The organism is Ruegeria sp. CDSC085 (assembly GCF_059610465.1).
In genome coordinates, this window is the sequence record NZ_JBXWNR010000013.1 from 84,597 (window position 1) to 108,983 (window position 24,387).

General features: G+C 57.5%; 23 protein-coding genes and 2 tRNA genes. 16 read left to right on the forward strand and 9 right to left on the reverse strand.

Annotation, left to right across the window (positions count from 1 at the left end):
• Positions 1–9: 9 nt before the first annotated feature.
• The gene (gene trpE / locus AC2FJB_RS17080) at positions 10–1,521 is read left to right on the forward strand and encodes an anthranilate synthase component I (protein ID WP_496719622.1); all 1,512 of its coding nucleotides are present in this window, start codon (positions 10–12) and stop codon (positions 1,519–1,521) included.
• A gap of 58 nt (positions 1,522–1,579) precedes the next feature.
• On the opposite strand, the gene AC2FJB_RS17085 is transcribed toward trpE, so the two are convergent.
• Positions 1,580–3,037 carry a polysaccharide deacteylase family 2 protein gene (locus AC2FJB_RS17085; protein WP_254683796.1) on the reverse strand — a complete coding sequence of 486 codons (1,458 nt, stop codon included), beginning with the start codon at positions 3,035–3,037 and terminating at the stop codon, positions 1,580–1,582.
• Positions 3,038–3,211: 174 nt separating this feature from the next.
• Here AC2FJB_RS17085 and AC2FJB_RS17090 point away from each other — a divergent pair, with 174 nt between their 5' ends.
• The 6 genes from AC2FJB_RS17090 to lexA all read left to right on the forward strand — a co-directional run bounded on the left by AC2FJB_RS17090 (position 3,212) and on the right by lexA (position 8,037).
• Entirely contained in the window at positions 3,212–3,793 is a 582-nt protein-coding gene (locus tag AC2FJB_RS17090) for an anthranilate synthase component II (protein WP_117868849.1), read from the forward strand.
• Positions 3,790–4,809, forward strand: a complete 1,020-nt coding sequence (gene trpD / locus AC2FJB_RS17095; RefSeq protein WP_496719619.1) for an anthranilate phosphoribosyltransferase — start codon at positions 3,790–3,792, stop codon at positions 4,807–4,809. The genes AC2FJB_RS17090 and trpD overlap by 4 nt, the downstream gene beginning before the upstream one ends.
• Positions 4,806–5,618 (forward strand): indole-3-glycerol phosphate synthase TrpC, encoded by an 813-nt coding sequence (gene trpC / locus AC2FJB_RS17100; protein ID WP_117868847.1) that lies wholly within the window; start codon positions 4,806–4,808, stop codon positions 5,616–5,618. Before trpD ends, trpC begins: the two co-directional genes overlap by 4 nt.
• Complete coding sequence (moaC, locus tag AC2FJB_RS17105; RefSeq protein WP_496719617.1) at positions 5,618–6,091, forward strand: cyclic pyranopterin monophosphate synthase MoaC; 474 nt, start codon at positions 5,618–5,620, stop codon at positions 6,089–6,091. Before trpC ends, moaC begins: the two co-directional genes overlap by 1 nt.
• Positions 6,088–7,260, forward strand: coding sequence for a molybdopterin molybdotransferase MoeA (locus AC2FJB_RS17110; RefSeq protein ID WP_496719615.1), 1,173 nt, complete (start codon positions 6,088–6,090; stop codon positions 7,258–7,260). Before moaC ends, AC2FJB_RS17110 begins: the two co-directional genes overlap by 4 nt.
• 78 nt (positions 7,261–7,338) lie before the next feature.
• Positions 7,339–8,037, forward strand: a complete 699-nt coding sequence (gene lexA, locus AC2FJB_RS17115) for a transcriptional repressor LexA (RefSeq protein WP_299893653.1) — start codon at positions 7,339–7,341, stop codon at positions 8,035–8,037.
• Here the strand turns inward: lexA and AC2FJB_RS17120 are convergent.
• Complete coding sequence (locus AC2FJB_RS17120) at positions 8,031–10,079, reverse strand: ComEC/Rec2 family competence protein (protein WP_496719613.1); 2,049 nt, start codon at positions 10,077–10,079, stop codon at positions 8,031–8,033. The two genes, lexA and AC2FJB_RS17120, sit on opposite strands and share 7 nt — an antisense overlap.
• A 78-nt stretch (positions 10,080–10,157) precedes the next feature.
• Here AC2FJB_RS17120 and gltX point away from each other — a divergent pair, with 78 nt between their 5' ends.
• On the forward strand, positions 10,158–11,558 hold the full coding sequence (gene gltX, locus AC2FJB_RS17125; RefSeq protein ID WP_496719611.1) for a glutamate--tRNA ligase: 1,401 nt from the start codon (positions 10,158–10,160) through the stop codon (positions 11,556–11,558).
• A gap of 121 nt (positions 11,559–11,679) precedes the next feature.
• Positions 11,680–12,975 carry a citrate synthase gene (gene gltA / locus AC2FJB_RS17130; protein ID WP_117872740.1) on the forward strand — a complete coding sequence of 432 codons (1,296 nt, stop codon included), beginning with the start codon at positions 11,680–11,682 and terminating at the stop codon, positions 12,973–12,975.
• Between the two features lie 128 nt (positions 12,976–13,103).
• Here gltA and AC2FJB_RS17135 read toward each other — a convergent pair whose 3' ends face one another.
• Positions 13,104–14,171, reverse strand: a complete 1,068-nt coding sequence (locus tag AC2FJB_RS17135) for a PA0069 family radical SAM protein (RefSeq protein ID WP_496719609.1) — start codon at positions 14,169–14,171, stop codon at positions 13,104–13,106.
• A 274-nt stretch (positions 14,172–14,445) separates the two neighbouring features.
• Between AC2FJB_RS17135 and AC2FJB_RS17140 the strand changes: the two genes are divergently transcribed.
• From AC2FJB_RS17140 to AC2FJB_RS17150, 3 genes are all read left to right on the forward strand, one after another.
• Positions 14,446–15,144 (forward strand): corrinoid protein, encoded by a 699-nt coding sequence (locus AC2FJB_RS17140; protein WP_117868841.1) that lies wholly within the window; start codon positions 14,446–14,448, stop codon positions 15,142–15,144.
• Between the two features lie 146 nt (positions 15,145–15,290).
• A complete protein-coding gene (locus tag AC2FJB_RS17145) occupies positions 15,291–16,328 on the forward strand; it encodes a Hint domain-containing protein (protein ID WP_496719607.1) in 1,038 nt (345 codons plus the stop codon).
• A gap of 77 nt (positions 16,329–16,405) precedes the next feature.
• On the forward strand, positions 16,406–17,065 hold the full coding sequence (locus tag AC2FJB_RS17150) for a DUF1638 domain-containing protein (RefSeq protein WP_496719605.1): 660 nt from the start codon (positions 16,406–16,408) through the stop codon (positions 17,063–17,065).
• Between the two features lies 1 nt (position 17,066).
• Here the strand turns inward: AC2FJB_RS17150 and AC2FJB_RS17155 are convergent, their stop codons facing one another.
• Positions 17,067–17,477 carry a SufE family protein gene (locus AC2FJB_RS17155; protein ID WP_117868838.1) on the reverse strand — a complete coding sequence of 137 codons (411 nt, stop codon included), beginning with the start codon at positions 17,475–17,477 and terminating at the stop codon, positions 17,067–17,069.
• 139 nt (positions 17,478–17,616) lie between these two features.
• Between AC2FJB_RS17155 and AC2FJB_RS17160 the strand changes: the two genes are divergently transcribed.
• The gene (locus AC2FJB_RS17160; RefSeq protein ID WP_117868837.1) at positions 17,617–18,147 is read left to right on the forward strand and encodes a hypothetical protein; all 531 of its coding nucleotides are present in this window, start codon (positions 17,617–17,619) and stop codon (positions 18,145–18,147) included.
• 6 nt (positions 18,148–18,153) lie between these two features.
• On the opposite strand, the gene rnd is transcribed toward AC2FJB_RS17160, so the two are convergent.
• The 3 genes from rnd to purM form a co-directional block, all read right to left on the reverse strand.
• Positions 18,154–19,311, reverse strand: coding sequence for a ribonuclease D (gene rnd, locus AC2FJB_RS17165; protein ID WP_496719603.1), 1,158 nt, complete (start codon positions 19,309–19,311; stop codon positions 18,154–18,156).
• A 114-nt stretch (positions 19,312–19,425) separates the two neighbouring features.
• On the reverse strand, positions 19,426–20,022 hold the full coding sequence (gene purN, locus AC2FJB_RS17170; protein WP_496680725.1) for a phosphoribosylglycinamide formyltransferase: 597 nt from the start codon (positions 20,020–20,022) through the stop codon (positions 19,426–19,428).
• Positions 20,019–21,065: a phosphoribosylformylglycinamidine cyclo-ligase gene (gene purM, locus AC2FJB_RS17175; RefSeq protein ID WP_299893669.1), complete on the reverse strand. Its 1,047-nt coding sequence runs from the start codon at positions 21,063–21,065 to the stop codon at positions 20,019–20,021. The genes purN and purM overlap by 4 nt, the downstream gene beginning before the upstream one ends.
• A gap of 107 nt (positions 21,066–21,172) precedes the next feature.
• On the opposite strand from purM, the gene AC2FJB_RS17180 reads away from it, so the two are divergent.
• Positions 21,173–21,249: transfer RNA gene (locus tag AC2FJB_RS17180), tRNA-Ile, on the forward strand.
• Positions 21,250–21,302: 53 nt separating this feature from the next.
• Here the strand turns inward: AC2FJB_RS17180 and AC2FJB_RS17185 are convergent.
• Both AC2FJB_RS17185 and AC2FJB_RS17190 read right to left on the reverse strand, forming a co-directional pair.
• Positions 21,303–21,860, reverse strand: coding sequence for a hypothetical protein (locus AC2FJB_RS17185; RefSeq protein WP_117868833.1), 558 nt, complete (start codon positions 21,858–21,860; stop codon positions 21,303–21,305).
• A gap of 97 nt (positions 21,861–21,957) precedes the next feature.
• Positions 21,958–23,277, reverse strand: coding sequence for an ATP-binding protein (locus AC2FJB_RS17190; RefSeq protein WP_496719601.1), 1,320 nt, complete (start codon positions 23,275–23,277; stop codon positions 21,958–21,960).
• A 44-nt stretch (positions 23,278–23,321) separates the two neighbouring features.
• On the opposite strand from AC2FJB_RS17190, the gene AC2FJB_RS17195 reads away from it, so the two are divergent.
• Entirely contained in the window at positions 23,322–24,236 is a 915-nt protein-coding gene (locus AC2FJB_RS17195) for an MBL fold metallo-hydrolase (protein WP_496719599.1), read from the forward strand.
• 76 nt (positions 24,237–24,312) lie between these two features.
• Positions 24,313–24,387 (forward strand) — tRNA-Asn (locus tag AC2FJB_RS17200).

The window sequence follows — 24,387 nt, forward strand, 5'->3', positions numbered from 1 at the left end:
GAGACCGATATGGCCCTGACACCCGAATTCGACACCTTCGCGCGCGCCTATGAAGCGGGCGAAAACCAGGTGGTTTACACACGTCTGGCCGCCGATCTGGACACACCTGTGTCACTGATGCTCAAGTTGACGGGCGCGCAGAAAGACGCGTTCATGCTGGAATCGGTGACGGGCGGTGAGGTGCGTGGCCGCTATTCGATCATTGGTATGAAACCTGATCTGGTCTGGCGCTGTCGCGGCGAAACATCTGAGCTGAACCGCTCGGCCCGTTTCGATTCCGAGGCGTTCTCGCCTCAAGATGGCAACCCGATGGACAACCTGCGGGCGCTTCTGGCCGAAAGCCGAATGGAATTGCCCGATGACTTACCCCAGGCCGCTGCCGGGCTGTTCGGGTATCTGGGATATGACATGGTTCGGCTGGTGGAATACCTTCCGGATGTGAACCCCGATCCCCTGGGTCTGCCCGATGCGATCATGCTGCGCCCGTCTGTCATCGCGGTGCTGGATGGGGTCAAGGGTGAGGTAACAGTGGTTTCACCCGCCTGGGCCAGTGACGGTCAATCCGCCAAAGCTGCGTATGCGCAGGCGGCTGAGCGTGTAATGGATGCGGTCCGGGATCTGGAACGCACGATGCCCGCAGAAACCCGCGATCTGGGTGACGCGCGCGAAGTCGCCGCACCGGTGTCGAACTTTACCAAGTCCGGCTATATGGAGGCGGTTGAAAAAGCCAAGGAATACATCCGCGCGGGTGACATTTTCCAGGTTGTTCCGGCTCAACGCTGGACGCAGGATTTTCCGCTGCCGCCCTTCGCACTCTACCGTTCCTTGCGGCGCACGAATCCGTCGCCGTTCATGTTCTATTTCAACTTCGGCGGTTTTCAGGTCGTGGGCGCAAGCCCCGAGATTCTGGTACGTGTGTTTGGCAATGAAGTGACCATTCGCCCCATCGCTGGCACCCGCCCCCGTGGCGCGACGCCAGAAGAAGACAAGGCGAACGAGCTTGATCTGCTGGCCGACAAGAAAGAACTGGCCGAGCATCTGATGCTGCTGGATCTGGGTCGCAACGATACCGGTCGCGTTTCAAAGATCGGAACCGTACGTCCGACCGAAGAGTTCATTATCGAACGCTACAGCCACGTGATGCACATTGTGTCGAACGTGGTGGGCGAACTGGCCGAAGACAAAGACGCGCTGGACGCTTTCTTTGCCGGGATGCCGGCAGGCACGGTCTCGGGCGCGCCCAAAGTGCGCGCGATGGAGATCATCGACGAGCTGGAGCCCGAAAAGCGCGGCGTCTATGGCGGCGGCGTCGGCTATTTCAGCGCGGGCGGCGACATGGACATGTGTATCGCCCTGCGCACGGCCATCGTGAAAGACCAGAAACTCTATATCCAAGCCGGCGGTGGCGTCGTTTATGACAGCGATCCCGAAGCCGAGTTCATGGAAACCGTTCATAAATCCAACGCCATACGGCGCGCCGCGGCAGATGCCGCCCGGTTCACCGGGAACGGAAACGGCTAAAAAAACAAGGGCGGCCGATCAGATGATCACCGCCCCTTTTCGTTGCTTTCTGCGCGGTTCACTGCACCTGTTTCATCATGACAGCCGAGATCGGAGCCATTGCCACACGGTTGCCCCGATCTTCCAGCCCCCACAGCAACAGGGCTGAAATCGTCTCGGGACGCACGCGGCCCAGCATGACCACTGTCCCTTCCTGACCGGCACGGAAAGCGGCCTGATCCAGGAACCTGCGCATGATTTTGGGGTCCTGCCGTGCGCCGTCTATATCACGGAAAACGACACTGGACGGAATTCCGTTTCGGGCTGCCAGCTTCTGCACAGTGTTGAGCCCATTGTCCTGCGTAATCAGCCCCCGGCCAGTTCCCGCAGCAATCGCAGCGACCTGATCGGCCAGTTTGCGATTGCCCTGAATCCCGCTGTTCACGCCTTCCAGAATACCTACTGTTTCCGGCAGGGTATCCAGCCACACCGACAGCGACACTTCGGCATCCTGTGCGCTTGCCGCCTCGGGCAGATCCGCCAGGGCCAGCACCTCGAACCCGGCCTCGCGGTGACGTGCCATCTTTTCTGCCGCGTCAGGATCCGATGGATTCACGGCGAAGCTGATCGGATACGGAAAGTCCTGCAACGCCTCGGACCCGAAAGCGCCCTCGTCATCAATCAGAATGATCGACATCAACGGCTTGGCTTCGGGGTTTTCGAACTTTGCCGCAAAACGCTCGATCGGTTTGGCCGATTTCGGCTGTTCAACCGAGGCCTGTTCCACGACGGGCTCATCATCGCGTTCCGTCAACGGTGCGACACGTTTTCCGATAAATGAACTGGCACTTGCTTCCTGCTCACCCCCGATCTGGGGCAGCGCAGCAATACGCGGCAGTTCGCGTGGCAGGGTGTCTTCATCCCCTTCCACAGCAATCGGGCTGTTTTCAAAGGGGTTCTGTTCTTCGGCCTCTGTCGTCTCTGGCTCCGGTTCTGGCACGGCCTGTGGCAGAGGGTCTGGTTCGGGCGCAAGAACGGCCACCTCGGTGTTCTCGGGCTCTGCTGGCGGGGCCGGTGTTTCATCACTTACGGCAGGCAGCGCATCGTCTGGCTGAATCGCCGGAACCTGACTTGGCTCTGGCAGGGCGGCAGGTGCTTCGGTCACAAAAGACACTTCATTTGCACCTGCTGCTTCCGGTTGGTTCAGCGCGTCCGTTGCCGCGCCAACAACTGGCTGAGAATCGACTGATGTTTCCAGACCCGACAGATCGGCCAGATCCTCGCCGGCGTCATCGGCGGCTTCTGGCGCACGCGGAGCCAGTTCCACGAGGTCAGCATCGGAACCAGCCTCAGCCACTTCAGCCGGAGCCTCTGGTGTTTCAGAAATCGTCGGCGCCGGTGCTTTGGTTGCGACAACCGGGGTATTCACCATCGGCGTCTTGAGAGACACGACCGCACCCAAGATCAAAACAACGACCGCCCCAGCGACCATTCCTCCGAAAAATCCGCCCATTTTCCTGCCTTTCGCCTCTTTCATCTGCCTCGTCCAGCTCTGCGCCATCTGGTGTGACGCTCGGCCAATTGAACGCGTCAGAAACGGTATGTCCTCTTGACGCTGCCGCTCAAGCCTGAGCATGTATGTGCGGACATTATACCGTGGCCCGGGGCTGCATCGCCAGCCCGAAATGCCCAAGCGAAGATAAGTGCCCATATGCTGCTGCTGATCGACAACTACGACTCGTTTACCTACAATTTGGTACATTATTTAGGCGAACTTGGTGCCGAAATGGTCATTCGTCGAAATGATGCGCTGGATGTGCAGGAAGCGATGGCCATGAACCCTGCCGGCATCCTGCTGAGCCCCGGTCCCTGCGACCCGGATCAGGCGGGGATTTGTCTTGCACTGACACAAGCTGCTGCCGAAACCAAAACACCGCTATTGGGGGTTTGCCTGGGCCATCAGACCATAGGTCAGGTGTTTGGCGGCAAGGTGGTTCGATGTCACGAGATCGTTCATGGCAAGATGGGCACGGTGAAGCACACCGGCAAAGGCCTGTTTGCCGGACTGCCCTCACCCTTTGAAGCAACCCGGTATCATTCGCTGGTGGTCGAGCGCGAGACCCTGCCCGATTGCCTGGAGATTACGGCCGAGCTGGAAGACGGCACCATCATGGGACTGCAACACAAGGAATTGCCGATCCACGGTGTGCAGTTCCATCCGGAATCCATCGCATCCGAGCACGGCCACGCCCTTCTCAAGAACTTCCTGCAAGAACTGAAAGTCCCGGCATGAGCGACGCGCTTAAACCGCTGATCGGAGCCGCTGCCGATCGCCCTTTGACTCGTGATGAGGCCGAAAAGGCCTTTGCCATATTGTTCGATGGCGAAGCCACGCCCAGCCAGATCGGCGGTTTGCTCATGGCCATGCGGACGCGCGGTGAGACGGTCGATGAATATGCTGCGGCCGCGGCCGTGATGCGCGCGAAATGCAATGCCGTGAAAGCACCTGAGGGAGCGATGGATATCGTAGGCACCGGTGGCGATGGCAAAGGCACCCTGAATATCTCGACCGCGACAGCCTTTGTCGTGGCCGGTGCCGGAGTAACGGTCGCGAAACACGGCAATCGCAACCTGAGTTCTAAATCCGGCGCGGCGGACGCATTAGGCCAGATGGGCATCAATGTCATGGTTGGCCCACAAGTCGTTGAGAACGCGCTGAAAGACGTCGGAATTGGCTTCATGATGGCGCCAATGCACCACCCTGCCATCGCCCACGTAATGCCGACCCGGCAGGAACTGGGAACGCGCACGATTTTCAATATTCTTGGCCCCCTGACCAACCCTGCTGGCGTCAAACGACAATTGACCGGCGCCTTCAGCCGCGATCTGATCCGCCCGATGGCCGAAACGCTTGGCCTGCTGGGGTCGGACCGGGCCTGGCTGGTGCATGGCTCGGACGGGACGGATGAGCTTACGATCACCGGCATCAGCTGGGTCGCCGCTCTGGAAGACGGGATCGTGAAAGAGGTCGAACTGCACCCAGAAGACGCAGGTCTTCCCGTGCATCCTTTCGAAGAAATCATCGGTGGCACACCCGAGGAAAACGCCGTTGCGTTCCGGGCTTTGCTGGACGGTGACCCGTCAGCGTATCGTGACGCCGTGCTGCTGAATTCGGCCGCCGCTCTGGTCGTCGCAGAGGCCGCAAACGATCTGCGCGAAGGCGTGGCCATGGCTGCTGACAGTATCGACAGTGGCAATGCCAAAAACAAAATCACGGCCTTGGCCGCCAAGACACAGGAAGCCGCATGACCGAAACCGTTCTAGACAGAATCAAAACCTACAAACTGGAAGAAGTCGGGGCGGACAAAGCCCAGAAATCTTTGGAAACACTGGAAGATGAGGCACGGGCCGCCTCGGAAACACGTGGATTTGCGAAGGCTCTGCAATCCGCATCTCGCCAAGGCTATGGCCTGATCGCAGAGATCAAGAAAGCCAGCCCGTCCAAGGGTCTGATCAGACCTGACTTTGATCCACCCGCTCTTGCAAAGGCTTATGAAGATGGTGGCGCGGCGTGTTTGTCCGTCCTGACTGACACCCCCAGTTTTCAGGGCAGGAAAGAGTACCTGACGCAAGCACGCGAGGCGACATCTCTGCCCGCTTTGCGTAAGGATTTCATGTACGACCCGTATCAGGTGGTCGAAGCACGCGCCCTGGGTGCGGACTGTATTCTGATCATCATGGCCTCGGTCAGTGATGATCAGGCGGCTGAACTGGAAAACACTGCATTCGATTGGGAGATGGACGTTCTGATCGAAGTCCACGACGAAGCAGAGCTTGAACGCGCCGCACAACTGAAAAGCCCTCTGATCGGAATCAACAACCGCAATCTGAAGACATTCGAGACAACGCTCGACACGACGCGTCGCCTGTCCAAGCTGGTGCCCGCCGATCGCACCATCGTTTGCGAAAGCGGACTGAGCACGCCAGACGATCTGAGGGACATAGCGCGGTATGGGGCCCGCTGCTTTTTGATCGGTGAAAGTCTGATGCGCCAGGACGATGTCGAAGCGGCAACGCGTCACATCCTGTCTAAACCGCTGATCCCCGGAGTAATGTGATGCCGCTGACCCATTTCGATGCCCAAGGTCAGGCGCATATGGTCGATGTCTCGGCCAAGGACGTGACAGATCGTGTCGCCGTCGCCGCAGGTCACATCAAGATGGCGTCAGAAACCTTTGAACTCATTTCGGAAGGCCGCGCCAAGAAAGGCGATGTTCTGGGCATTGCCCGTTTGGCCGGCATTATGGGCGCCAAGAAAACGCCGGACCTTATTCCGTTGTGTCACCCTCTGCCGGTGACCAAAGTGGCGGTCGAGCTGACACTTGACCCGGATCTGCCGGGTGTTCAGATCGAGGCCACCGTCAAGACCTCGGGCCAGACCGGGGTTGAGATGGAAGCGCTGACCGCCGTATCGACAGCCGCCTTGACGGTATACGACATGACCAAGGCCGTCGATAAGGCGATGGAAATAGGCGGCATTCGCGTTCTGCTTAAAGATGGCGGCAAATCAGGGCGTTACGAGGCAAAATGATTACTGTCGAAGAGGCGCGCGCCCTGCTGTTCGATCTTGTGGGGCCATTGCCGGCAGAAGAGGTTCCACTGGCCCAGTCCGCAGGGCGTGTTTTGTCGCGGGACGTCACGGCCACGCGGGACCAACCGCCTTTTGCCGCGTCTTCGATGGATGGCTATGCAGTCAAATCTGACGAGGTCGAACCGCACGCCATGTTCAAAGTTGTGGGCGAGTCAGCAGCCGGACGTCGTTTTGAGGGCACTGTAGGCCCCGGACAGGCAGTTCGCATCTATACTGGCGCCCCCGTGCCTGATGGCGCGGATTTCGTTGTGATTCAAGAGGATACAGGCCGCCGCGGTGATCTTCTGACAATCACGGAAACACCCGGCACCAAAACGAACATCCGACCCGCTGGCGTGGATTTCAACGCTGGCACATCCATATCCGCACCGCGTTTGATCCGCGCTGAAGATGTTGCCTTGATGGCCGCGATGAATATCCATCGAGCCCCGGTCTCACGCAGGCCCATGATCGCCCTCATCTCGACCGGTGACGAGTTGGTCATGCCCGGGGAAGAACCCGGCCCGGATCAGATCATTGCCTCGAACACATTCGGCCTGCAGGCAATGCTCGAAGGATTGGGCGCTCTGGTTCGCGTGCTTCCAATTGCACGCGACACAGTATCATCGCTTGAAACCGCCTTCGAACTTGCGCGGGGTGCAGACCTTGTCGTGACGATCGGCGGGGCGTCGGTTGGCGATTATGACCTCGTGTCGGACGTCGCGCGGGGGTTGGGGATGGAGCAATCTTTCTACAAGATCCGAATGCGCCCCGGAAAACCCCTGATGGCCGGTCGTATCGGCGAAGCGGCCATGGTCGGATTACCGGGTAATCCGGTCAGCGCCATGGTCTGCGGCTATCTGTTTCTGGCTCCGATGGTGCGCCGGATGCTGGGGCTTGAACAGGTACTGCCCCCCTTCCGCACAGCACGGCTGAGTGGTCCCCTGCCGGAGAACGGGCCGCGCGAACACTATATGCGCGCCGTGGTCACTGATGCCGGAATCGAAGCTTGCGCAGATCAGGACAGTTCCCTTCTCAGTGTACTGGCCCAGTCCAACGCGCTGTTGGTCCGTGCCCCGTACGATCCGGCGCGCGACATCGGGGAAATGGCTGAATACCTGCCGATCTAGGATGTTCTCAAATTTGTTGACACAAAACGTGAACATGCGTAGAACAAAAGAAAACGCATGAGCGACGAGGTGTGAGCGATGCTGACCAAGAAGCAATTGGATTTGCTGGAATTCATCCACAAACGCGTGCAGGCGGACGGTGTTCCGCCCAGTTTTGATGAAATGAAGGCTGCTCTCGACCTGCGGTCGAAATCCGGCATTCACAGGTTGATAACCGCATTGGAGGAACGCGGGTTTATCCGCCGCCTTGCCCATCGCGCTCGCGCTATTGAGATTGTGAAATTGCCCGAAAGCCTTGGCGGCGAGCCGACGGCCGGCTTCACGCCCCGCGTTATCGAAGGCGACAGGCCCAAGGGCCCTCGCCCTGCGAATGTAGAACCTGTTTCGGTGGACGCGCTGGAGTTGCCAGTCATGGGCCGGATCGCAGCCGGCGTTCCAATCGAAGCGATCAGCCATGTTTCGCATCACGTGGCCGTCCCTGGCCCCATGGTTTCGGGACAGGGTCAACACTATGCATTGGAAGTTCGCGGCGACTCGATGATCGACGCTGGCATCAATGACGGTGATGTGGTCGTCATTCGGGAAACCTCGACCGCGGATAACGGTGACATCGTCGTTGCCTTGGTCGAGGATCAGGAAGCGACCCTCAAGCGGTACTTCCGCCGCGGCAATGCAATCGCGCTGGAGGCTGCAAACCCGGCCTATGAAACGCGCGTCCTGCCCGACGAGAAGGTCAAGGTTCAAGGCAGGTTGGTCGGACTGATCCGCACCTATTGAGCCTGCTTGGAATGACGGTCCCCGGCAGTTTTCGGGGACCAAAGCCGATGGCCGGTCATGTCTGCGCTTGAGGTCAGCTTTCCGTTCGAAACTGACAGGCTGCCGGTTTTGTACAACCGTTCCGGATCAAATACCCCGCACGAACCTTGCAGGGTAAGCGCAACAGCCGAGATGATGATCTGGTTATCCCGACATTCATCAAACGCCTGCGCCGCCCTTTTTCCGGTGATATGGATGATCTCATAGTCCTTCAGCGTGTATCGTTGAACGATGCTGCTGTCCGGCCATCTGAGCGCCGCCTCGATCTGATCAACGCCGTCTCCGTCATTTTCAAGCCAGACACCGGCGACAAACCCGCTTCCTTTGCTTTTGCTGAGGGCCCTGCCCTTTTCGGTCATTACGCCCACCAAACCGCCGTTTTCCGCAATCAGGACATCCGGTCTGTGCCCCGAGTTCCAAAGCAGAAATGCCAAGACAACAGGCATTGCTCCGGCCCATCGCGCTTTTCCCTGCCATAAGGCCATCCATAAGGCGCCAAATGCGAGCAGGGGCAGGATGTACCAAGGCGGGCTGACAACAAAACTCTGCGCGCCCTCCAGGTGCGACACCCAGCCGGAAACCGTAATGATCCAATGCAACGCCCACCCCATGACAGTCAGGGCAATTGCCTCCAGTCCAAACGGGGCCAGAAGCGCGGCAATGACGGCAGAGGGCACGACAAAAAGGCCCATGACAGGTACGGAAAGCAGGTTTGCCAGCAGACCGTAATGGGACATCGTATTGAAATGCGCCGCACCAATGGGAGCTGTCGCAAGACCAGCAATTGCAGATGACATCACCACGCCAACGACTGGTTTCAACCAGTTTGGGCCGGGCAACGGGCCTGCCTCTCGCAACGCTCCGAAGACTGCAACCAACGCTGTGGTTGCGGCGAACGACATTTGAAATCCAGGGCTCAGCAGCGACTCGGGTCGAAGAACCAGCACGATTACTGCGGCAACAGCAACCGCACGCAGCGAAATTGCACGTCTGTCGATCAACACGGCACCCAGCATCACACTGACCATGACAAAGGCGCGTTCGGTCGCAACGTTGCCCCCGGACAACAACAGATAAAGGGTTGCGGAACAAAGCGCGAGCACAGCGGCCACTTTCCGAACTGGAAGTCTCAACGCCACAGGAGGGCACAGCGACAGACCCAATCGGCAAGCCACGAACACGAAACCGGTCAAAAGCCCCATATGAAGCCCGGAAATGGCCAGCAGATGCGCCAGATTTGAAGCCCGCAAGGATGATAACGTCTCCTGCCCCATCCCACTGCGATCTCCGGTGGTGACGGCCGCGGCAAATCCACCGATTTCTCTGGGCAGGATCTGCCTTACCCGCTGCGAAATGGCCATGCGGATCGCAGTGACCCGAATGCCGTCGATCCCCTCTGTCGCTGTTGCGATGGTCATGACCGGGACGCGGGTATAGCCGACCGCGCCCAATCGTTGAAACCAGGCATGGCGGCGAAAGTCGAACCCTCCGGGCTCTACCGGGCCTTGCGGCGGCGAAAGATGACCCGTGGTCATAATACGCTGCCCCGGAGCGATAGTGCCCGCCGGACCATGAACGGAAAGACGGATGCGCTGCGGCCTGCGCTCCTGAGGTTCATCCCCTATACGTACCTGATCAAGCGTCAACCGCAACGCATCCGAGGCAGACCGATCCATGGCGACGACCCTCCCCTCGACAGGGCCATAATATCGCCACGACAGAACCGGCTCTGCCACCATTTGGGCGCGAACGCCTGCAAGAATGAAACCTGCAGTGATCAGCGCCCCCCCGATTGCCAACGTTCCCACCCCCGGTGGCAGCCGGCGGCACAAGGCGACAAGAGCGATTCCAAGACAGGCAAGGCCAGAATAAACTGACCAATCCGGCTCGACGCTGACGCCGAAATACAGACCAATCCCCGTTGCCAGCAAAACCGGCGTCCAGGGGAACAGGTACCCTGTCTGGTGCAGCAGCGCGACCTCGACCCGTGCAAGAACACGCATGGTTGCCCCCGTCCTTCGGGCTCGTTAGACAGGCGTCAAACTATGCCAGATACGGTTACCAAAAGGTTAATTCCCACAATGTCCGACCAGGTCGTCACTCGTTTTGCCCCCTCGCCCACCGGTTTCCTGCATATCGGCGGCGCGCGGACCGCGTTGTTCAATTGGCTTTATGCGCGCGGGCGTGGCGGCAAGTTCCTGCTTCGGATCGAAGACACGGACCGAGAACGCTCAACGCCTGAAGCGACCGCCGCGATCCTTCAGGGCATGGAATGGCTTGGACTGGACCACGATGGCGATGTCATCAGCCAATTCGAAGGGGCTGCCCGTCACGCCGAAATCGCGCATCAGTTGCTGGCCGAGGGCAAAGCATACAAATGTTTCTCGACACAGGATGAAATCGCTGCATTCCGTGAACAAGCACGGGCTGAAGGGAAATCAACCCTGTTCCGCAGCCCGTGGCGAGACGCCGATCCTTCGACACATCCGGACGCGCCTTTTGCTATTCGCATCAAGGCGCCTCAGGACGGGTCGACCGTGATCCGCGACCAGGTTCAGGGCGACGTGAGCATTCACAATGATCAGTTGGATGACATGATCCTTCTGCGGTCGGACGGAACACCCGTCTACATGCTGGCAGTGGTTGTGGACGATCACGATATGGGTGTTACCCACGTGATCCGCGGTGACGATCACCTCAACAATGCCGCGCGGCAGATGATGATATACGAAGCAATGGGCTGGGACGTTCCGGTCTGGGCACATATCCCGCTGATTCACGGGCCTGATGGCAAGAAACTGTCCAAACGCCACGGTGCACTTGGGGCGCAGGAATATCAGGCCATGGGTTATCCCGCCGCCGGAATGCGAAATTATCTGGCCCGGCTGGGCTGGAGCCATGGTGACGACGAGTTTTTCACAGATGAACAGGCAAAGGAATGGTTCGATCTGGATGAGATCGGCAAGAGCCCCGCGCGGTTCGATCTGAAAAAGCTTGAAAACCTGTGTGGACAGCACATCGCAATCTCGGATGATGCTGCGCTGCGGCAGGAGATCGAAGCATATCTGACCGCAGCAGATCTGAAGCCCCTTACGGAAACACAATCCAGTGATCTGGAACGTGCGATGTATTGCCTCAAGGATCGGGCCAAAACCTTCCCAGAACTGCTTGAAAAGGCTCATTTTGTATTGACAATTCGACCAATCGTCCCGGATGAAAAGGCAGCAAAGGCACTGGCATCTGTATCCGATGGTATACTGACGGAATTGACGCCGCAGCTGCAAAATGCTAGCTGGTCGCGGAACGAACTGGAGGAGGCCCTGAATTCCTTTGCCGAGTCAAAGGAGCTCAAGTTCGGCAAGCTGGCCGGTCCGCTGAGGGCCGCTCTGGCGGGTCGTGCCGTTACGCCTTCGGTTTTTGACATGATGCTTGTGCTGGGACGGGAAGAAACCCTGGCGCGGCTTTCTGAAGCAGCGAAATAACCCAAGTTTCATAAACGGGTAACGCTGCTCCGCTAACACCCGGACTGCGCGTCCACGCGCAGTCGTTGCCCGTATCACCGGAGGTTTCTCTGGCGTACGCATGAATGAAGAAGGGACAACCATGACTGAAAGCAACAAAACAGCCACTCTGACCGTTCACGGCAAAGAGTATGAGTTGCCTATTCATTCTCCGACCGCTGGTCCGGATGTCATTGATATTCGAAAACTATATAGCCAGGCTGGCGTTTTTACCTACGACCCCGGCTTCACTTCGACAGCAAGCTGCGACAGCACTATCACCTATATCGACGGCGAAAAAGGCGAGCTGCTGCACCGCGGTTATCCGATCGACCAACTGGCCGAGAAATCGCACTTCCTCGAGGTCTGCTATCTTTTGTTGTACGGAGAGCTGCCGGCGGCGAAGGATCTGGAGAAGTTCGAAACGACGATCACCCGACACACCATGCTGCACGAACAGATGCAGTATTTCTATCGTGGTTTCCGTCGTGACGCACATCCGATGGCCATCATGGTTGGTGTAGTCGGCGCGATGTCGGCCTTTTATCATGATTCAACTGATGTCGCCGACCCGCGGCAGCGTGAAATTGCATCGCATCGTCTGATCGCCAAGATGCCGACAATTGCTGCGTGGGCATATAAGTACCATACAGGTCAGCCCTTCGTATATCCGCGCAATGATCTGGACTATGCGTCTAACTTCCTGCGCATGTGCTTCAGCGTCCCTGCCGAGGAATATGAGGTCAACCCGATCCTCAGCCGCGCCATGGACCGGATTTTGACCCTGCACGCGGATCACGAGCAGAATGCTTCGACATCTACAGTACGTCTGGCCTCGTCGTCGGGCGCGAACCCGTTTGCCTGTATCGCCGCCGGTGTTGCCTGCCTTTGGGGTCCTGCCCACGGTGGTGCCAACCAAGCGTGCCTGGAAATGCTGGAAGAGATCGGCACTGTTGATCGCATTCCCGAATATATCGCACGGGCCAAAGACAAAGATGATCCGTTCCGCCTGATGGGCTTTGGCCACCGTGTCTACAAGAATTTCGATCCACGCGCCAAGGTCATGAAGCAGTCGGCAGACGAGGTTCTGGATCTTCTCGGCATTGAGAACAACCCGAAACTTCAGGTCGCCAAGGAGCTGGAGAAGGAAGCACTGGAAGATCCGTATTTCGCCGAGAAAAAGCTGTTCCCGAATGTCGATTTCTACTCGGGCATCATCCTCGAAGCGATGGGTTTCCCGACCTCGATGTTCACGCCGATCTTTGCCCTGTCGCGCACCGTTGGGTGGGTCAGCCAGTGGAAAGAGATGATCGCAGATCCTCAGAACAAGATCGGGCGTCCGCGCCAACTGTATCTAGGCGAAACACTGCGCGATTACGTCGATATCGAAAATCGCTGATTGGCGCATGTAAGCAATCTATTCCAAAGGCCCCGGTACAACCGGGGCCTTTTTTTGGGTTAGAGCAATGGAAGTTCGAAAAACGGTATTCAATCGTAAGGCAGCACAATAAATTGGGGCGCATGACCTCAGAACAGGCTCATCTGATCTCCGGGCTGCGGTGGCACCGCAAACAGGTCGCAGCGCAACGGGGCCGACTTTACGGACAACCCCAGACGCTTGCAGGACTTCGAAAACCTTTGAGCGATGATTCCCGCGTACTCACCCTCGCCCCGCATTCTGTGACCCCAACGCGGATCGTAATCCCGCCCACCATGCATTTCCCGCAGTTTGGACATGATCTTTTCCGCTCTTGAGGGCTCATGGCCGGCAAGCCAGTCCTGCCAAAGCTGCGAAACCTCACGCGGCAAGCGCAACATGATCCAGCTGGCAGCATCTGCACCGGCTTCTTTTCCGGCTTCCAACAGGTTTTCCAGTTCATGATCCGTCAGTCCAGGCACAATGGGTGATGTCATCACACGCACCGGAACACCGGCTTCGGTCAGTGCCCTGATCACACGCAAACGACGAGGCGGTGACGGCGCCCGAGGCTCCATGCGGCGGGAAAGGTCAGCGTCCAGAGTGGTCAGTGAAATACCAACGCGCACCAGCCCCCGACCGGCCATGTCGGCGAGCAACTCAAGATCGCGCTCAATCAGAGCTCCCTTGGTGACGATTGCAACCGGATGGTTAAATTCACGCAGCACCTCAAGACATGCTTTTGTAATCATATGCTTTTTCTCAATTGGCTGATACGGGTCTGTATTTGTACCAATTGCAAGCGGTGCCACTTTGTAAGACTTGGCGGACAATTCCTTGCGCAGAACACTGCTCATGTTGGGCCGCGCGATCAGACGCGTTTCAAAATCCAAACCGGCAGACAGGCCCAGATAGGCGTGGCTTGGCCGCGCAAAGCAGTAAACGCAGCCATGTTCACACCCTCGATACGGGTTGATCGAACGATCGAAGGGCAAATCGGGGGATTTGTTGTAGGTAATAGCGCTGCGGGCAAACTCTTCACGCGTCTCGGTTCGAAGAAATGGCAGTGCCTCGGTGTTATCCCATCCGTCATCAATTGCCTCGGTGGCGAAGCGTTCGAACCGACCAGATTCGTTCGACGCTGCGCCTCTTGCCTTGATTGGTTGCGTTGCACTCATAACATTCACTTGTTCGCTATTTGTTCCAACCTCGAACATAGGCACACTAAAGGGTTTGCGCAAGCAATCCCAAATTTCCAACCAAAGAGAACGAGATGAAGGGAATACAGGATAATCTTGCAGACTTTTCTATCGAGCCACCCCATTTTTTGTCTTATAGGTCGGTCCCGAAACGACCGACGTCGCAATCGTCACAGTCAGGATGCGACGTTTTGGCCAAAACGGAAAAAATGCCACCACGGGCCGATAGCCCGCCCAGCACAGGGAATACCCCATGTCCGACGAAGAAGACATCGTCCTGTCCGAACTGAATGACGACGAACTGGTCGAGCAGATGTTCGACGATCTCTATGACGGCCTGAAGGAAGAGATCGAAGAAGCCACCAATATCCTGCTGGAACGGGGATGGACGCCTTATGACATTCTGACCAAGGCTCTGGTCGGTGGCATGACCATCGTGGGCCATGACTTCCGCGACGGCATCCTGTTCGTGCCCGAGGTTCTGCTGGCTGCGAACGCCATGAAAGGCGGCATGTTCATCCTCAAGCCGTTGTTGGCAGAAACCGGCGCACCGCGCGTCGGCAAGATGGTCATCGGCACCGTAAAGGGCGACATCCACGACATCGGCAAAAACCTTGTGTCTATGATGATGGAAGGCGCAGGCTTCGAAGTTGTCGATCTGGGAATCAACAACCCGGTCGAAAACTATCTGGAAGCGCTGGAAAATGAACAACCCGATATCCTGGGTATGTCCGCCCTGCTGACCACCACCATGCCCTACATGAAAGTGGTCATCGACACGTTGGTCGAGCAAGGCGTTCGCGACGACTACATCGTTCTGGTCGGCGGCGCACCGCTGAATGAAGAGTTCGGCAAGGCCATCGGCGCAGACGCCTATTGCCGCGACGCTGCTGTTGCAGTGGAAACCGCCAAGGAATTTGTTGGCCGCAAGCACAATCAACTGGCTGGGTAAGACCCGTAAGATCCTGATTGAAAGGCCGCCCGATCCAGGGCGGCCATTTCGATTCAGGGGCGTTTCTTCATCAGACGATGAGGATTATCCGATTTTAAACGAAAGCGGGTCTAAAAAAACGAGGCATCCTAATCCAAGGGGGTCTCGTGGCAACTACGTTCACAGTCATTTCGCTCGGCAATCTTGCCGATATCGACAGTTCCGAAGGCAACACCATAGCCGAGAACGCCTCGGCGCTCGTGGGGCGAACCTTTGGCGGATCGGGCGAACCGCTGGCTCACGACAGCGCCACCTGGAGCGCGGTCGGCAATCCGGGTTCGATCTACAACATGAACAACATGTCAACCAATGATCGGTTTTCGATCGATGGCGGGCCGCCGCAGACATTCGATGGCACTTCGATTTACAACGCCACGATCAACTATTTTGATGGATCAACAACCAAGATTACCGCAGTCGTGGCGCAGGATGTGGATGGCACCACCTATCTGATGCCGGAATTCTCGGACAATTCAGACCAATCAGCTTTGGAGGCTGGCCCTGTCCGCTCGATCACATTCAACAGTCTTGCCGGAAACCGGTATTCAGGCCTGACAGCCCGTCGCGAGGATTGGGACCTGGTTCCCTGCTTTACACCCGGTACGCTGATCCGCACTGATCTGGACGAGCGGCCGATTGAAACCCTGTCCTTTGGCGACAGGATCGAAACCCATGATCATGGGCTGCAAACCCTGCGCTGGATGGGGCGGCGATCCGTCAAGGCAACGGGTCCGCATGCGCTTGTTCTTTTCAAAGCCGGTGCGGTTGGAAACACGCGCGATCTTCTGGTGTCGCAGCAGCACCGCATGCTGATCAGGGATTGGCGTCTTGAGCTACATACCGGTCATTGCGAAGCACTGGCACCTGCCAAACATCTCGTGAATGGGTCTGACATCGTTCTGCGACCCGGCAGGATGGTGACTTACATCCATTTGCTGTTCGACCAGCATGAGCTACTCTGGGCACAAGGGTGCCTGAGCGAGAGCTTTCACCCCGGCGCGCAAATCTGGAACAGTCTCGACATTGCCGCACGGCAAGAGATCCAGTCGCTGTTTCCGGACCTGTCGCTGAATGGCATCGCTGCGTACGGACCGCTGGCCCGGCCCCTGTTGGCGGCGTTCGAGGCGCATGCGTCGGCGGCCTGACATGAGATGTCGGATCGGGGCTTGCCCAATGGCCGCAATCATCCTCCTATGGAAACAACCCCGAAGGATGCCAACTGATGTCAAACGAATCTCTGCCAGATGATGCAAGCCTGACCACAAAGGGCTATGACGATGTGGGCAAGGGCAGCATCCTATTGATCGCTTGCGGCGCTCTTGCGCGGGAAATACTGGACATCAAAACGCGAAATGGCTGGGATCACATGGCTCTGACCTGCCTGCCGGCGATCCTGCACGTTCACCCGGAACGGATCACGCAGGCCGTGGAAGACGCAGTGGCCAAGCATCAGGGCAATTTTGACAAGATCTACGTCGTGTACGCCGATTGCGGGACCGGAGGTCTGTTGCAAACGGTCTGCGAGAAACTGGGGGTCGAAATGGTAAAGGGACCGCATTGCTATTCCTTCTTCGAAGGGAATCAGGCCTTTCAGGACCGTGGAGAAGACGAAACAACGGCCTTCTATCTTACAGATTTTCTGGCCCGGCAATTCGACGCTTTTGTCTGGAAGCCCCTTGGATTGGATCGCCACCCGGAACTGCGTGACATGTATTTCGGGAATTACACCAAACTGATCTATCAGGCCCAGATCGACAGCCCGGACCTGACGCAACGCGCCCGCGAATGTGCAGACCGAATGGGACTGGAGTTCGAACGCCGGTTCACCGGTTACGGCGATCTGGAAAACACGTTATCAGACTGGGCAAACCGCCCAAGATGAATCAGGCATTTTCCTGTGCGACCTGTCGGATGCGTTCGATCATCGACCGCAGACCGTTTGAGCGCTGAGCGGACAGGTGGTCGTTCAGCCCAAGGCGTGCCAGTTCAGCCCCTGCATCGACTTTGGGAACTTCGGCTACCGGCAACCCATTGTACAAAGACCGAAGAACCGCGATCAGCCCGCGCACGATCAGTGCATCGCTGTCGCCATCAAACTTGAAGACACCGGACTCAATCATCGGATGCAGCCAGACCTGACTGGCACATCCATGCACCTTTGTCGCCGGAACCTTGAACGCGTCGTCCAGAGGCTCCATCGCCTTGCCCTGCTCGATGACATGGCGATACCGGTCTTCCCAATCCTCGAGAAATTCGAAATCCTCGACAATCTCTTCAAAGGCGGGCGTGGCCATGATGCGGTGGTCCTTCGGTTACATTCATAATTGTGACGTAAGCCGACGACCAGCTACTGTCCAGCCCCCGCGGTGGCTTTTCAACGCGAAGAAATTGCGCTAACCCATTGCCTGAACTCGTGTGAAAGTCTGTGGGTCCATGCAAAAATCTCTGTCCGTTCTCATCATCGCCACGCTGACCCTGACTGCCTGCAGCAGCTGGCGTGATTCTCGGGTAAACCCGTCGAACTGGTTTGGATCCAGCAGATCTGTCGATGCCGATACCCCACGCGATCCGAATGCCGCCGACGCACTCGTTCCTCAGCAAAGCGAAGGTACCGGTCTGTTTTCACGCCCCGATGCCGAAGACACCAGCATTCCAATTGGTCAGATTGACGAGTTGCGCATCGACCCAACACCCACCGGCGCGATCATATATGCGTCCGGCACGGCTGTCAGACAGGGGGCGTACGATGCGCGTCTGGTTCCTGTTGAATCGGACGAAAACCAGAAAAAAGGAACACTGGAGTTCGTATTCCGCGTGACCTACCCCAGCTATGAGACACCGCAAGGGTCAGAGCGTACACGGATGGTATCAGACGCCATCAATGTCTCGAAACAGGAACTGGAAGGTATTCGTCTGGTCCGTGTGGTCGGGCAACAGAACGCCCTCGAATCTCGGCGCCGGTAAGCGCCGTTAAAGCGTAACCACCTTGACCGACTGCCCTTTGGCCGCCAAGGCAATTTTTCCTTCACACAGCTTGAGCGCGTCCTCGCCGAAGACCTCGAACCGCCAACCGGACATCGCCGGAAGATCGCGCTCACCGGCCGCGATCTGATCCAGTTCCGAGCTTGTGGCGATCAATTTCGCCGCCACACCAGAGCTTTCGGTTTTGGATTTAAGAAGAACCCGCAACAGGTCTGACAGTGCCGGGTTGACCTTGAGCTTGTCGCGCGAATTGTCGACCTTCGGTAATTTGTCGGCCGGGCAATTCATGCCACGCTGGACTGCGGCCAGAATACCTTCGGCAATCGCTCCTTTGCGGGCTTCGCGCAGCAAAAGGCGGGATCCGCCCAAATCCGAATTCGTTTTGGGTTTGGTCGAAGCCAACTCAACCAACGCATCGTCCTTGAACACACGGTTCCGAGGCACGTTGTTTTCCTGTGCGTAGGCTTCGCGAAACTGCGCCAGTTCGCGCACGATAGCCAGAAACTTGGCCGAGTTCGTACGCGTCTTTACCCGTTTCCAGGCCTCTTCGGGACGGATGTCATATGTGGCGGGCTGTGTCAGCGTCCGCAGTTCTTCGGCAACCCAATGGCTGCGCTCTGTCTTTTCAAGTTCTGCGGCCAGGTATTCATAGATCCCGCGCAAATGCGTCACGTCTGCCAGAGCATAGTTTTTTTGAGCATCAGTCAGAGGACGGCGGGACCAGTCGGTGAACCGAGAAGTCTTATCAACGCCCTGCTTGCAGATTTTCCGGACCAGAGTTTCATAGCCAACCTGTTCGCCAAATCCACACACCATCGCTGCGACCTGTGTGTCAAACAGCGGCTTGGGAAAGACGCCGGCTTCGACCCAGAATATCTCAAGATCCTGACGGGCAGCATGGAACACCTTAACCACGTCTTCGTTCCGGAACAGGTCATAAAGCGGTTCAAGCGACAGGCCATCGGCAAGCGGATCAACCAGAACCGCGCTGTCTTCATCCTCGGACGGGACCGCCAATTGCACCAGGCACAATTTGGAGTAATAGGTCCGCTCGCGCAGGAATTCGGTATCAACTGTGATATAGGGATTGTCTGCAGCGGCCTTGCAGAAATCGGCCAGCTCTTGCGTCGTCGTCAGGGTTTTCATGCGCCGTACTAGTATCGCTCTTGTTTTTGTGACTGCCCGTTATTGTCGTCGTCCCGAGCGTTGTCGACGACCATAGGCCGATTTTTATACGGGTGTAAATCACCCAGAACGTGTTCAGGGCAACAGGACTGGCGACCTGTTGCCTTCTGCAAAGCGCCGCAACACTTCGGGGTACAGTTTATGCTCCCACACCAACACCCGCGCAGCCAGCGACTCTGGTGTATCTTCCGTTTCAATTGGAACCCGCGCCTGGCCCAGAATCGGACCGTCATCCAGCGCCGCCGTCACCTCATGCACCGAGCAGCCGTGCTCTGAATCCCCGGCCTCAATCGCGCGCACATGAGTGTGTAACCCTTTGTATTTGGGCAATAATGAAGGGTGAATATTCAGCATCCGACCTTGAAATCGGGACACGAAATCTGCTGTCAAAACCCGCATGAAGCCAGCCAGACAGACAATGTCAGGCTTCGCCTCTTGCAGGGGCTTCAGAAGCTCGGATTCAAACGCGGCGCGATCCCCCCTGAACGGGCGATGATCAACCACTGCGGTCGGAATGCCACGGTCCGCAGCTTTTTTCAGCCCGCCAGCCTGCGCATCATTGGAGAGCACCAAACAAGGCCGCGCCGGATGATCTCCGGTCATGCTGTCGACCAGCGACAACATGTTCGACCCGCCCCCGGAAATCAGGATCGCGACGCGCTTGTGACTCACAGCAGTTTGCCTGAATAGGCAACACCGGGCGCTTCGGTGACGGTACCGATCCGAGCGACGGTTTCACCAGCATCCGTCAACAGGGACGACAGGTCATCAGCCTTGTCCGCAGCGCACACGACAATCAGGCCGATGCCGCAATTGAAGGTCTTGAGCATTTCCGCCTCTACGATTCCACCGGTCTCTGCCATCCAGTTAAAGACGGGCGGCAACCGCCAGCTGTCCAGATCGATCTCGGCCCCTAACCCTTCGGGCAGCACACGCGGAAGATTTTCGGTCAATCCACCGCCGGTGATATGCGCCAGCGCGTGTACACCACCCGCACGAACCGCAGCCAAAACCGGTTTTACGTAAAGGCGTGTGGGCGTCAGCAGCGCCTCACCCAGAATCCCCTCACCAAAGGGCGACGGCGAATCCCAGCCCAGACCGGACAGCTCGACCAGCTTACGCACAAGCGAATAGCCGTTGGAATGCACCCCGTTCGAGGCCAGGCCCAACAACACGTCCCCGGATTGAACGCCCGCAGGCAGATCTGCGCCGCGTTCCATCGCACCAACCGCAAAACCGGCCAGATCAAAATCTCCATCTGGATACATGCCCGGCATCTCGGCGGTTTCACCACCGATCAAGGCACAGCCGGACTGTGCGCATCCGTCGGCAATCCCTTCGATGATCCGTGCCGCCGTATCGGTATCCAGCTTACCGGTTGCGAAATAGTCGAGGAAGAACAGCGGCTCGGCCCCCTGGCAGATCAGGTCATTGACGCACATGGCCACCAGATCGACCCCGACTCCGTCCACGACACCAGTATCGATCGCGATCCGCAACTTGGTGCCCACACCATCCGTCGCACCTACCAGGATAGGGTCTTGGTATCCGGCAGCCCTCAGATCGAACAGTGCGCCGAATCCGCCCAGGCCGCTCATCACACCGGGTCGGTTGGTCCGCTTGGCGGCGGGCTTGATCCGATCGACCAGGGCATTCCCCGCGTCGATATCCACACCTGCATCGGCATAGGTGATTCCGTTTTTACCCGCTGTCATGTTCGGTCCCTCAAGAAAGCTTTGCGGGCGGGTTATTCGATTGTGGCGTTTGTTGCAACGGTCAGGCTTGACGCGGCTGTTCACCGTGATACCCAAGGCGCTTAGGCGGGCCTGTAGCTCAATTGGTTAGAGCAGAGCGCTCATAACGCTTTGGTTGGGGGTTCGAGTCCCTCCGGGCCTACCATTTCGCCGAAACATCAGGATCTGCTTTTATCGCCTGCACGCGAACGCGTTGCCTCATTCACTCGATTCTTCGATTCCGAAATACGCGTCGAACTTTTCTTGTGTCACTTGCCACTCAAAGGAATAGCCATCGCGCCCACCAAAGCTGTAATTCTCGTGACTGCCGGACAGGTCCGGATCTTGATGCACCGCAGCCAAATACGTTTCAAAATCCGCAGGATCGACCCAGAACGAAGCATCCATGATCATCATGTAATAGTCGAAGGCAACAGGTTCATCGAACTTGCCAAAATCATTCTGCAAATAGTCCAGCATTTCAGCACAAAAAATCGCCATATTGGCACGCACCTGAACCGGCAGCGGCGCAAGATCCTCGTCGCCATCAACTACTTCCTGCTGCGACGCGTACCACAACTCGGACGCCAGCGACTCAACAAGGTCGGACCGCAACCATTTCAGACAGGTATCGCCTGAACCGATAAAGCCGATCAGACGTTCGACCCGTCTTTCATCGGTTTCTTCATACCACTGCCAAAGTGGCAGCAAGGCCGCAATTGTTGCGCAACCAACGAACCCCTTTTCGGCCAGTTTTACGAATCCTGCGATAACCATCTCATGCGTCCCCCAAAAATGAAAAAAATATGGGAACAGGATGCCATGGACAGACAAATTAGCAAAATTGAATTCAATACACAGACATAATGGGGATTTATCGGCCTATGATTATATCCGCGCACAGCCCGCCAAGACGCTCACTTTTGCCCAGACGCAAAATACCGCCGTGCGCGCGTGCGACATCGGCCACAATCGCAAGACCTAGGCCAACGCCACTGCCCTGATTCTGATTGCGTGCCGGGTCGAGACGCGTGAATGGCTTGACCGCTTCAGTACGCTGGTCCGCCGGTATACCGGGGCCGTCATCCTCAACGCGGATTCGCATCGATTTCGCGTTCAGAAACAGGCTGACCTCGGCCCGGCTGCCATAGCGAACGGCGTTTCCTATCAGGTTTTCGACCGCCCGGCGCACAGCCATGGGGCGCAACATGACTGTCCCCTGCCCTTCGACCGCAATCAGGTCTGCCTGATGACCGGTCCGTTTCGCGTCATCCACGATCTGGCGGAGAAATTCATCCGGTCGGACCTCTTCCGTCGATCCTTCGGCGGCCCCACGCGAAAATTCCAGAAACGCATCCAGCAAGGACTGCATTTCAGTCACATCCTTTTGCAGTGGTGCGGCCTCATCTTCGGGCAACATCGACAGTCCAAGCTTCAGACGAGTCAACGGAGTACGCAGATCGTGACTGACACCAGACAGCATCAACGTCCGCTGCTCCATCTGGCGTTCGATCCGGGATCGCATATCCAGAAACGCGTTACCCGCCGCGCGTACCTCGATTGCTCCGCCGGGTGAATACGGAACGATTCGCCCCCGCCCGAATGCCTGCGCCGCATCGGCGAGGCGCGTAATGGGACGCAATTGGTTTCGCATGTAAAGAAACGAGATCGTCGTCATGATGACCGCAAAGAACACCATGGTGACAATCAATTGATGCGGAGCCGCAGGCGACAACCTGCGCCGATCAAATGTCAATTGCAGCAGGCCCAGATGCGTATCCAGGTAAACCCGAGCCTCCTTGCTGCTGGGCAAAGCGACGGCGACGAGATCGGGCAGCCAGATATGTAGTTCAGATTCGACCTGTGGTGCGATGAAGTCATACCATCGCCGCGCGCCGATCGCAGGTTCTTCGTTAACGCCAAGAAATCTGGCCTTCATCTCAAGGGCCTGCAAATCGGGACGAATCGACGCCAGCGCCTGTTGTTGTGTTTCCGCGCCCTCGATCATTGTCGTGATCAACGTCACCTCACGGGATGCCGCGCGCGTCATCTGGCCGGTGACATCCTCAAGATGCTTTTGAAGGAAAGCGATACCCACGACCAGCAACAGCACGATCACAGGCAAAACCAGGATCAGTGCCGCCCGGGCGTAAAGACTGCGAGGCATATAAGGTTTGAGCCAGTGCGAAGACATGCGCTAAACCTAGCGGGCTGCCCGGACAAGAGGAAGAGCACAGAATGCCATCACCAGATGATTTCAATCCACCCGTTGGAAAACCCGAGGAACTGCACTTGGGTTTGCGGCGTATTCTGGCCCCGAATCCCTCTCCGATGACTTATCGTGGCACCAACACATACCTGCTGGGTGATCGCGACATCGCGGTCATCGATCCAGGGCCAGCAAGCGAAGCACATCTGGGCGCGATTCTGGATTCCTTGGTGCCGGGTCAAAGGATCAGCCATATCATTGTCACACATACGCATGTGGACCATTCACCTCTGGCGGCTCCGCTGGCGGCGCGCACGGGGGCAGAGATTTATTCCTATGGTGGGCCCGAGGCAGGACGCAGCGCCGTCATGACCGATCTTGCCGCGCAGGGGCTGACTGGCGGCGGCGAAGGCATCGACAGCACGTTTCGCCCGGATGTCGAAGTGGCGGACGGTGAATTCATCAATGGTGACGGATGGCAGCTCGAAGTCATTCACACTCCGGGCCATCTGGGCAATCACATTGCCTTGGCCTGGCAGAACATCTGTTTCACAGCGGATCATGTCATGGGTTGGGCCAGCTCGTTGGTGTCCCCTCCGGATGGTGATCTGACCGACTTCATGGCTGCCTGCCATCGGCTGCGCGCGCGCGACTGGTCGGTTTTCCACGCGGGCCATGGTGCACCGATCACCAGCCCTGCCGAACGTTTGGACTGGCTGATTGCGCATCGCCAGACCCGCGAGGCCCAGATCCTGAGCGCACTGGAAGATGCAGACGGGACAGCTCGGCATCTGGCTGAGCGCATCTATACGGATACGCCAGCGGCATTGTTGCCAGCGGCCGAGCGAAATGTTTTCGCTCATCTCGTTGATCTGACTGGGAAAACCAAAGTGGCGCCCATTGGCCCACTGTCGGTTGCATCTGTTTTTCGACGGTTTCTCTAAAACAGCAAAAATTTTTGATCGTTCTCTTACTTAACCACTGGACGTCTGGAATCGGGGTTGCTATACGCGCCTCAGTTCCGGCGTAGCTCAGCGGTAGAGCAGTTGACTGTTAATCAATTGGTCGTAGGTTCGATCCCTACCGCCGGAGCCA